We start from the raw sequence: 8,570 nt of genomic DNA, 5'->3' as shown, positions 1-8,570 counted from the left end.
GGTCGCCCCGATGAACATCGGCGCCAGCCGCTTCGAGCTGCTGCGCGCCCGCGTCGGAGCGAGTGAGTCCGAGCACATTGTGACCGCGGTGGAGTAGTTCGGGAATGACATGGGAGCCGAAAAATCAGGCCTGCGGCGTAAACGCAGGTCAGCAACACTCCAAGGCCCGCAAGATAGATGTCGCTTGCCTGAGCATCAGGCAGCACTGCCTTGCCTGAGACGACGACGGCTAGGAGGAAGAGCACTGGCAGAAAGGCGTTTCCACCAAAGATGTCGCTGACGGCCAGCTGATAGTCCTTCATGCGTACCGAGGTGATACCGGTCGAAAGCTCGGGCAGCGACGTGGCGGCCGCAAGCACCGTTGCCCCGAAGATGACCCCGCTGAGGCCGATGTGTTCCGCTATGGCATCGCCGCTTCGCTCTAAGAGTACACCGGCTGCCAATGTCGCAAGCGCCGCAGCGGCGAAGACCAATGCGACGTGAATCGTACTCTCGCCGCGCTGTCCAGAGGCGTCATCCTTCTTCGCCTGCGAGTGGCCCTTGGGTTCTTTTTGCGCGTCGGGATCCGTGCCGCTCGTATCTTGCCAAGGCAGCCCCTTGCTGGCTTTGCTGGAAAGCCACACACCAATGATCCACAAGACGCCGATCAACACCGCCCCCGGAGTCAGGCGGGCCGCAATGAGCGTGCCCGGCAACTGCGTCGCCATGATCGACACGATCAAAACCACCACGACCAGCACCGCCTCCACGACCAGCGTGAGGCTGGCGGCGCGGTAGGTCAGAGGAACCTGCTCCTTCATGGCGATGTCCATCGCCACGAGCACAACCGTCTGGATGGCGATGCCGCCTAGTATATTACCGACCGCCACCCCCAGATTGCCTGCCAGCGCCGCACTGACGGTGATCGCAACCTCGGGCAGGTTGGTGGCCATTGCGAGTACGATGATACCGCCGAGTGCCTTGCCCAGGTGAAGTCGCGAGGACAGAATGTCCGTCGTATCAGCTAGCTTCACGCCCGCTACCCAGATTACACCTGCGCAGGCGGCAAAGATGGCGAGCAAAACCGGCAGGCCGAGTCCGTTGAACATGCGGAACTTTCAGTTTGTGGGTGAGCGATAGGCGGTCCATCTTAGCGATCCAGGCGACCGCGCGTTCCACAACCAGCCAAGCTCTAGTATCGTGATACCAAAGCCGCGCAATCCAGTTCGCCGGGGCTCCAGAGGACAACGGCTAGTCGATACGATGCTCATGAAGGCATCCGGTACCAGTGATTACCTACGCAGCGTCGCGCAGGGTAGTCCGCCGGCTTAATTCACTGACGAAAAGTCCGTTCGCCTCCTATCGACCGCGCTTCGTGACAAGCCGATGAACTTTGCTCCGGCGTGGACACAAAACGATACAATCCATGTTATGCGATTTGGGTCGGCATCGGGTCGCCCCCTTGTGCTGGGGATCCCGCATGGATCAGACTGCCTTCCTACTTGGGTTCACAATCATGTCGCTGGGGTCGCTGGCGATCTATGCGACGGGGAAGAAAAGTCACCCGTCCGGCCACCATACGCTGCTGCATGCCAGCGTGCCGTTCATTGCAGCTACGGCATATCTGGCAATGGCCTTCGGCATTGGTACGCTGTTCAAGCTCGACGGCTCGGTCACCTATCTCGCAAGATACCTCGATTGGTCGGTGACAACGCCGATCCTCCTATCGAGCCTTGTTCTTCTGGCCTTCCATGAGCATGGCAGAACTGGCGAGGTGGGCGGCCACCTCACCGCCATCATCGTCCTTGACGTGCTAATGATAGCTACGGGACTGGTGTCGTCGCTAACCGGCCCATTGTTCGCAAAATGGGTCTGGTATGCGTGGTCATGCGTCGCCTTTCTCGGCGTGCTGTACCTCTTGTGGGGGCCGCTACGCACGCTGGCGCAAAGCCGGGGCATGGCCTTGGGCACGGCATACAACAAGAACGTCGCCTTCCTGACGGTTATCTGGTTCCTCTATCCAATCGTCTTCCTGATCGGTCCTGAAGGAATTAAGATCATCACGGATCCGACATCAGTCTGGGCAATTCTGATCATGGATGTCGTCGCCAAGGTCGTTTACGCCTTCTATGCGGCAAGCAACCTGGACAAGGCGCTGGCGCAGCATAGCACCGAACGCGGTCATCAGTCATGATCGCCCCCGCTCCAGCCTGGGGCTGGAGCCTGCTTCTGGGGGCAGCAGCCGCCGCCTCCTTCAGCGCGTTGACCGTACAATTAGCTTTTGCTGTTATGGCGATAGGCCTCATCGGCATGGCACATGGCGCCAGCGACTTGGCAATCGTCGAGCCGCGGCAACGCCCTTTGTTCGTCGCGTTATACGTCTTTGTTGGTGCAGTTTGCCTCTGTTGGTGGGTCGTTAATCCAGCGGTCGCACTCCCAGCTTTTCTCATCGCGTCGGCAGTTCATTTCGGCGTGGAAGATGCACCAGCGGATCGGCCGTTGGAGAGGGTGGCGAGAGGAACGAGCCTTGTCGCCACCCCCGCCACTTTCCATGCCACGAACCTGACCGATATTCTTCGTCTCGGCGGCACCTCGACAACTGTGCTGCCCGCAATAGTGTCAGCAATGGCGGTGATCGGCGCGATAGCCGCAGCGTATTTGGTCGTACGGGCATGTCAGCGCAACGACCTGCGCCTCCTGATCGGGACGGTGGCCCTTGTCGTTCTGCCGCCACTCGTGGGGTTTTCGGTGGGCTTTCTCGTTCTGCATGCCGCACCCCAAACGTTCGAACGTCGTACGCAGATCGGTTGTGCAACGATGGGCAGCTACCTCCGAGCAACTGCTCCGATACTCGTCGCCGCTATACTGCTCGCTACCATAACAGGCGTTCTTTTGTTACACTTTGACCCTTCCGGCGTCCGCCCCCTATTCGCGGGCATTGCGGCTCTCGCTGTACCGCATCTATTCGTGACGCCATTATTCGGGCATTTGCAGTGGCGCCCGTTTCAACGAGCAGTGCGCTCCGACGCTTAGACTGACCGCCGGGTGGCTTTCTTTAACGAATAGCCTGTTGGCGTTACGACCCACAAATGGCCTTTCAGGGCACCCGTTCGGTTTCCCGACTTCTGCCATTCGTTCACGTCGGACTGACTGCCGCTTTCAGCGGACCGCATCGGCCACCCGAACTCGGCGAGGTGGCGGTTACCGTCCTCGTCTCGCACGATCCTCCCCGCATACAGTTTGGCTAGATCGGCAGGAGGAAGAGAGAAGCTGCTCGTTCACCTGCGGAGCACTGCGTTCGCGTTCCCAGCTTGCCGCTCACCTGACCGGCTTTGCAGCCCTTTCCTTGTTGCGCCGATCGGCTACGAAGCCCTGTCCGTTATCCATCCTCACGATCTCGAACAGGCCGGTCGCGGCGAAGAGAGCCGGGAAGTTCTTCACGCCGTAGTTGCGCGGATCGATCGACGCCTGCCTCTTCGCCGCGCTGCCGGCCGCCGACATCGAGGCCCATCCGTCCTCGTGCGCCGACGCCTCGACCGCCCCTCGCAGGATCGTGACCAGCTTGGTGTCCTGCGACAGGTGACGTCGATCCGCCTGGGCCGGCTCCGCGCCGTCAACAGTCGTCGGGCCGGATGCTGCGGGCGCGGGCGCGACGGCGACGGTTCCATCCACCACCGTCGCCGGCCGGTCCGCCGCGTCGAGCGTATCGAGGTACAGGAACGTGGTGCAGGCGTTCACGAAGGGGGACGGCGTCTTCCGCTCGCCGAACCCGTACACCTCGTTGCCGTTGGCCTTCAGCTGCATGACTAGGGGCGTGAAGTCGGCGTCGCTCGACACAAGGCAGAAGGCGTCCGGCTTCTGTGTGTAGAGGAGCTCCATCGCGTCGATGACGAGCGCGATGTCGGTCGCGTTCTTGCCCGCCGAATAGCTGAACTGCTGGATCGGGCGGATGGCGAAGTCGTGGAGCTTGTCCTTCCAGCCCTTGAGCCCGGAGCTGGCCCAGTCGCCATAGGCGCGCCGCACATTGGCCGTGCCGTACTTCGATAGTTCCGCCAGGATGGCGGCGATCATGGCGTGCGACACGTTGTCGGCGTCGATCAGCAGGGCGATCCTGCGATCGGGCGCATGCCTGGACCGGCCATCGGGCTCCATGCAGCGAGCCTAGTCGGACCGGCCGATTCGGAACATCGGCTCCTGACGTTCCTGCTCGTGATGCAGTTCGGCGACCTGCAGGAGAGGACCGGACTTGACCACGTCCGCGATCCGATCCGCCATCGCGGATGCCAGATCCACGTTGCCCGACTCGATGGCCTTGTCCAAGCTGTCCAGAAACCCGGCCAACGCGAGATCCCGGTTGTCGAAGGTCCGTTCGACGTACCTGTCCAAGGTCTTCCTGTTCGCAGCGATGCGCTTGCGCATCACGGACGCCTTCTCCCGGATGGCCTCCCGCGCCGTCTGGTTTTCCTGCCTGATGCGTCCGTGCTCCTGCACTGCGCCCGTGATCGTGGCGAGCGCCTGCAGCGCGTCCGCGGGGGAGAAGGCGGCCTTCGCCCCGCCTGCGGCAGCCCTGGTCGCGGACGTCACTGGCTTGAGCACCGTCACCTTACCCTTCGTCATGCCGCCTCCTTCATGTTCAAGGTTTCCACTCGCTTCAACACGTCCGCGGCGTCGTCCATCAGCTGCGCCGTCTCGTCCACTATGGCGACCTCCACCAGTTCGCTCAGCAGCCCGGCGAGGACGCCCAGTAGAAGGGTACGGTCCTGCACGGCAGTGGGCAACGACCCGAACGCCCGCCGTTCCGGCGGCAGCACGTCCAACATGGCGCCGAGGGTTTCCACAGCGCTTCGGGTGCGGACCTGCACGTCCTCGATCGCCTTGCGCACCTCCCCGACACGACGCCTGATCGCCGCGATTCGTCGCTCCGCGCTAGTGTTCCGCTCGACCGCGACGGACACGTCCTCGGCGTAACTGGTCGCCTTCGTCAGCTGCTTCTCCGCCTGGTTCGCATAGGCAAGCCCCGCTAGGAGCACTGCGGGCGCCGCGACGATCCCGCCAAGCACCGCCGTGCCGCCGGCGACGCCCATTCCCCCCGATGCCAGGGAACCACCGCCCAACCAGGCGAGGGTCGCATTGCTGGCGGCCACGCCGCTCAGGCCGGCGATCGGGGCGCCCGTCGACGCCAATCCGAAAGTGGCCACGGCGCCCTGCGCGGCACCGCTCAACGCCGCGCCGGCACCGAAGCCCTTCAGGGCACCCTTCGCGGTCGAGACCACCGCGCCCTCCTCGACCCCGATCGCGACCGCGAGACGTTCGGGGCGGGCGAGCGCCTCCTTCAGGTCGGTGAAGCCGCGATCGTCGACGCCGGCGACGCGACGCAGCGTGTGAGCGACGTCGTCGACCAGCATCGCCCGCGCATCCGCACGTACCTTGTCGAGTCTGGCGAACGCGCGCTCGCCCTGCTTGACCGCCTTGTCGAGCCGCTCCTGCGCGGCCCTCAGGCGAACGGTGGCATCCTCGGAGATGGTCGCCGCACGGTTGGCCGCCGAACGGCCGTCCACCATCTTCTTGGCTCCGCCGAGCATAGCAGCGGCTCCAATTAGCACCAGCGGCAGCACCTCAGCCGACCGCCCCGATGAGGGTCTGGGCGTCGGCCACAAGGTCCGCCTGCCGTTTAACCCAATCGATCATCGCCGAGCGGTCCGCCGCGTCGATCGACCATGCATCGGCGATCTGGTCGAGCAGCACGGCCTCCTCGTCAGCGATCATGCCATCCGACCAGCAGATCCCGATGCACTCTATGAACGCGGCACGCCGCTGCAGGGGGTCCACTATGCTGGCGACGGCATCGTCGAACCCCATGCCTCCGCCCGACTGGTCGAGATCGCCGGCTTCCGACCGTAGACGGTCGAGGATCGTCTGTTCCTCCGACGACAGTCGTCCGTCAGCGTGGACGAGCTCATGCGCCAACACGGCGAAACCCTCACGTCCGCGGCGCGACAGTCCTGCAAGAAACAACGTCTACCCCCCAATCCTGTCCGGCGGCGAAGCCCGACCTCTGGCTTGCGCTCTGCCCGGCGTTTCCCTGCGAGGATGCTAAGTTGGCTGTTGCCGCGAAGCAAGCGTGGTCGAGGATCGTGCGGGTAGAGCGCCGTTTAAAAGCAGGACGCTTGCGCCGCCGCCCGAACCAAGACCCAGAACCCGACGTTCACGCCCCTTCCCTCGCTTCCCAACTTCGGACATTCGTTCATCCCAGCGCTCATTGCCCCTGGCGCATGATCGTCCGTCATGGATGTCGTGATTGAGATGGAAAGTCGTCATTCCCGATCTGTCAGTAGACGATCGACATCCCCCGCTTCGGGGGCCCCTTGTAGTTCTGATCCGCAGAAGTCCGCTTTGAGGCAACCCAAGATCACTTTAGTCACAGCACAGCGCTCCGAACGCCAGTTTGCGCTCACCCACTCGGCGACGGTTAGCACCGCCGCACGCAAGACTGCGCGGTCGTACTGCACGATCTTGGCATCGGTCCATGCTGGACGCCCTTACATCGCCCAGGCCATGTGGCGCTCATTGGGATCGAGCCGATTCTCCACCAACCGAGCGGGTGGCCCTGCGATCCCATCGGGGAGCATCTCATCTACCCAAGCCGCCTTTACAGAGATCAGCGGATCAGTCGGCGGTTAGCCTTGGCGTCGGTGTCTTCACGTTCCACATGGCAAAGATACGTGCGCTCCATATCGCGATGCACCGCCGCCACACGCGGGTGCGTGTATTGCATCGCCTCTGCCCCGCGCGCGTACCCGGTGGCGCGTTCACGTTCTTGATCGCCCCCGCTCCCGCGCCACGTCACGCCTCGGGAATTGAAGAGCGCCGTGTGAAGTCCACGACCGATATGCTCCGTCATCACTTTCTCGAGAGTGTCGCGGACGGGCAAGCACGGCCAAACGCCGTCGTCGTCTGCCGGCGCATGCGACAAAAGCTTGCCGAGCATCTGATCGCCTACGTCTTCACGCGCAATTGTCGCATAACCGGCCCGAGCCTGCTCGATCCAGCGCACCGAATCAGCGCTGTCGATCGTGCCATCATCTTTGCGTCCGGGAATGAGCGCAATGACATCGACCAGCTTGTAGGCGGAGCGTGCCCGGTTAGATTTTTGATTGCTATCATCCAATCGCAGCTCGGACGAGTCTTCGTTATCGTCGCTGCGCTTGAACGCGAAGCCTACCGCCTGGACGAACAGTTCGGGATTGCGCGCAATTTCCTTTTCGAGATTTTCCGGCCGGGCTTCCCCGTCGTCGAAAATGTCGATGAACGCGAATTCAAGGCCCGCCATCGCATCGGTTTTCACGTCAGCGCTTTCGTTCAGACGACGGAATGCCTCGCGTAGGCCGTGCCGGTCGAGCTGATAGGTATTTGCCGTTTCGTCCGATCCGCGGGCGATGGCAGCGAGAAGATCAAATAGCACCAGAGGCGGCAGTTTTTTCATTGAAAAGTGGGCGAGTCGGAATGCGGCGCGGGGGCGAATGGCTTTCAACAAATGCGTCACGCCGACCAAGAGGTCGTCCTCGTCGCGATTCCAGTTGGGAGGGAGCTCGCGCCAATACGCAGTACGAACATCGCTATCAAACGAGTCCACAACCGCCCATGTTGCGCGATCGAACGGGGCGCTCGTCAGCAACGGCACCACCTTTTCTTCCGATACCGCCGCTGCGCAGCGGTCGACGTAATCGGGCAACTTCGAGCAATCCACCTGCATGGACGCCCAACACGCTGACCGGCAACGCCGAGCGTGGTACTGGCATTCTCAACAACCAACTTTATGTCAGTAAACGCGCTAACGCCCGCCAGACGTACCGCAAGAATCCCGATACCGGTAAACGACATGCATTCCTGAATGCAGAAGAGCAGCAGGCTACCACGGTCGCAGCACCAGATCTGCGCATCGTCAGCGACACGTTATGGCAGAGCGTCAAGGACCACCAACAGTCGCTGCGGCGTGGCCCGATGAAGGCCCTGGACGCCGTCCCTAGCCTGGCCTTCTTCGCACAGCAACGCCCGAAATATTTGACATCCGGCAAGATGACCTGCGGCGGATGCGGTTCGAGCTATGCTAAATCTGGTCGCACGCGGTTCGGCTGTCAGGGGGCATCAAAGAAAGGCCCGGCCTTTTGTGGGACGCCTCGATGTTCATTGCGAAAATGAGGGAGTGAGCCGAGCGACGAGGCACGTTGCTTGCTGAAGCTGAACGCGCATTTAAGCTACCGACGCCTACCAACTTACTACATGCGGATCTTGGCAACATGTACCGCCAGAAGGTCGGACGGCTGACCGATGCGTTTGAGGATGATGCGCTCCGTTCACAGACGTTCGAGCGCATCCGTTCGATGATCGACACTGTGGTGTTAAAACCGGAAAACGACGTACTTGCGATTCATCTTCGCGGAGAGCTGGCATCGATGCTCGAGCTATGCGTCTGTCCAGAAAAGCAAAAAGCCTCCGCGGGGGTTTCCGAGGAGGCGTTGCAAATCAGGTTGGTTGCGGGGACAGGATTTGAACCTGTGACCTTCAGGTTATGAGCCTGACGAGCTACCGGG

At 62.1% G+C, this 8,570-nt stretch carries 10 protein-coding genes; 4 read left to right on the top strand and 6 right to left on the bottom strand.

What is annotated here, in order from left to right; genetic code table 11:
- Nucleotides 1-1,088: hypothetical protein (locus tag ASE89_RS10675; protein WP_082451406.1), on the bottom strand; the 1,088-nt coding region annotated here is incomplete at its 3' end.
- A 371-nt stretch (nucleotides 1,089-1,459) separates the two neighbouring features.
- Here ASE89_RS10675 and ASE89_RS10670 point away from each other — a divergent pair.
- Both ASE89_RS10670 and ASE89_RS10665 read left to right on the top strand, forming a co-directional pair.
- On the top strand, nucleotides 1,460-2,173 hold the full coding sequence (locus tag ASE89_RS10670) for a bacteriorhodopsin (RefSeq protein WP_056677359.1): 714 nt from the start codon (nucleotides 1,460-1,462) through the stop codon (nucleotides 2,171-2,173).
- A complete protein-coding gene (locus ASE89_RS10665) occupies nucleotides 2,170-3,012 on the top strand; it encodes a Brp/Blh family beta-carotene 15,15'-dioxygenase (protein ID WP_056677356.1) in 843 nt (280 codons plus the stop codon). Before ASE89_RS10670 ends, ASE89_RS10665 begins: the two co-directional genes overlap by 4 nt.
- Nucleotides 3,013-3,297: 285 nt before the next feature.
- On the opposite strand, the gene ASE89_RS10660 is transcribed toward ASE89_RS10665, so the two are convergent.
- The 5 genes from ASE89_RS10660 to ASE89_RS10640 all read right to left on the bottom strand — a co-directional run bounded on the left by ASE89_RS10660 (nucleotide 3,298) and on the right by ASE89_RS10640 (nucleotide 7,660).
- Nucleotides 3,298-4,131, bottom strand: a complete 834-nt coding sequence (locus ASE89_RS10660; protein ID WP_056677354.1) for an NYN domain-containing protein — start codon at nucleotides 4,129-4,131, stop codon at nucleotides 3,298-3,300.
- Nucleotides 4,132-4,140: 9 nt separating this feature from the next.
- Nucleotides 4,141-4,596 carry a hypothetical protein gene (locus ASE89_RS10655; RefSeq protein WP_056677351.1) on the bottom strand — a complete coding sequence of 152 codons (456 nt, stop codon included), beginning with the start codon at nucleotides 4,594-4,596 and terminating at the stop codon, nucleotides 4,141-4,143.
- The gene (locus ASE89_RS10650; RefSeq protein WP_056677348.1) at nucleotides 4,593-5,561 is read right to left on the bottom strand and encodes a hypothetical protein; all 969 of its coding nucleotides are present in this window, start codon (nucleotides 5,559-5,561) and stop codon (nucleotides 4,593-4,595) included. The genes ASE89_RS10655 and ASE89_RS10650 overlap by 4 nt, the downstream gene beginning before the upstream one ends.
- Nucleotides 5,562-5,595: 34 nt before the next feature.
- Nucleotides 5,596-5,949: a hypothetical protein gene (locus tag ASE89_RS10645; protein ID WP_056677343.1), complete on the bottom strand. Its 354-nt coding sequence runs from the start codon at nucleotides 5,947-5,949 to the stop codon at nucleotides 5,596-5,598.
- Nucleotides 5,950-6,637: 688 nt separating this feature from the next.
- The gene (locus tag ASE89_RS10640) at nucleotides 6,638-7,660 is read right to left on the bottom strand and encodes a hypothetical protein (protein ID WP_168427635.1); all 1,023 of its coding nucleotides are present in this window, start codon (nucleotides 7,658-7,660) and stop codon (nucleotides 6,638-6,640) included.
- On the opposite strand from ASE89_RS10640, the gene ASE89_RS20360 reads away from it, so the two are divergent.
- The gene (locus ASE89_RS20360; protein ID WP_156363423.1) at nucleotides 7,621-8,178 is read left to right on the top strand and encodes a zinc ribbon domain-containing protein; all 558 of its coding nucleotides are present in this window, start codon (nucleotides 7,621-7,623) and stop codon (nucleotides 8,176-8,178) included. The two genes, ASE89_RS10640 and ASE89_RS20360, sit on opposite strands and share 40 nt — an antisense overlap.
- Before the next feature lie 98 nt (nucleotides 8,179-8,276).
- A complete protein-coding gene (locus ASE89_RS10635) occupies nucleotides 8,277-8,552 on the top strand; it encodes a hypothetical protein (protein WP_056677340.1) in 276 nt (91 codons plus the stop codon).
- Nucleotides 8,553-8,570: the final 18 nt, after the last annotated feature.

The sequence above is a fragment of the Sphingomonas sp. Leaf30 genome, assembly GCF_001422525.1.
Classification (GTDB): Bacteria; Pseudomonadota; Alphaproteobacteria; order Sphingomonadales; family Sphingomonadaceae; genus Sphingomonas; species Sphingomonas aerolata.
The sequence above is the reverse complement of the archived record's forward strand: the minus strand, read 5'-3'. Positions and strand labels throughout refer to the sequence as shown.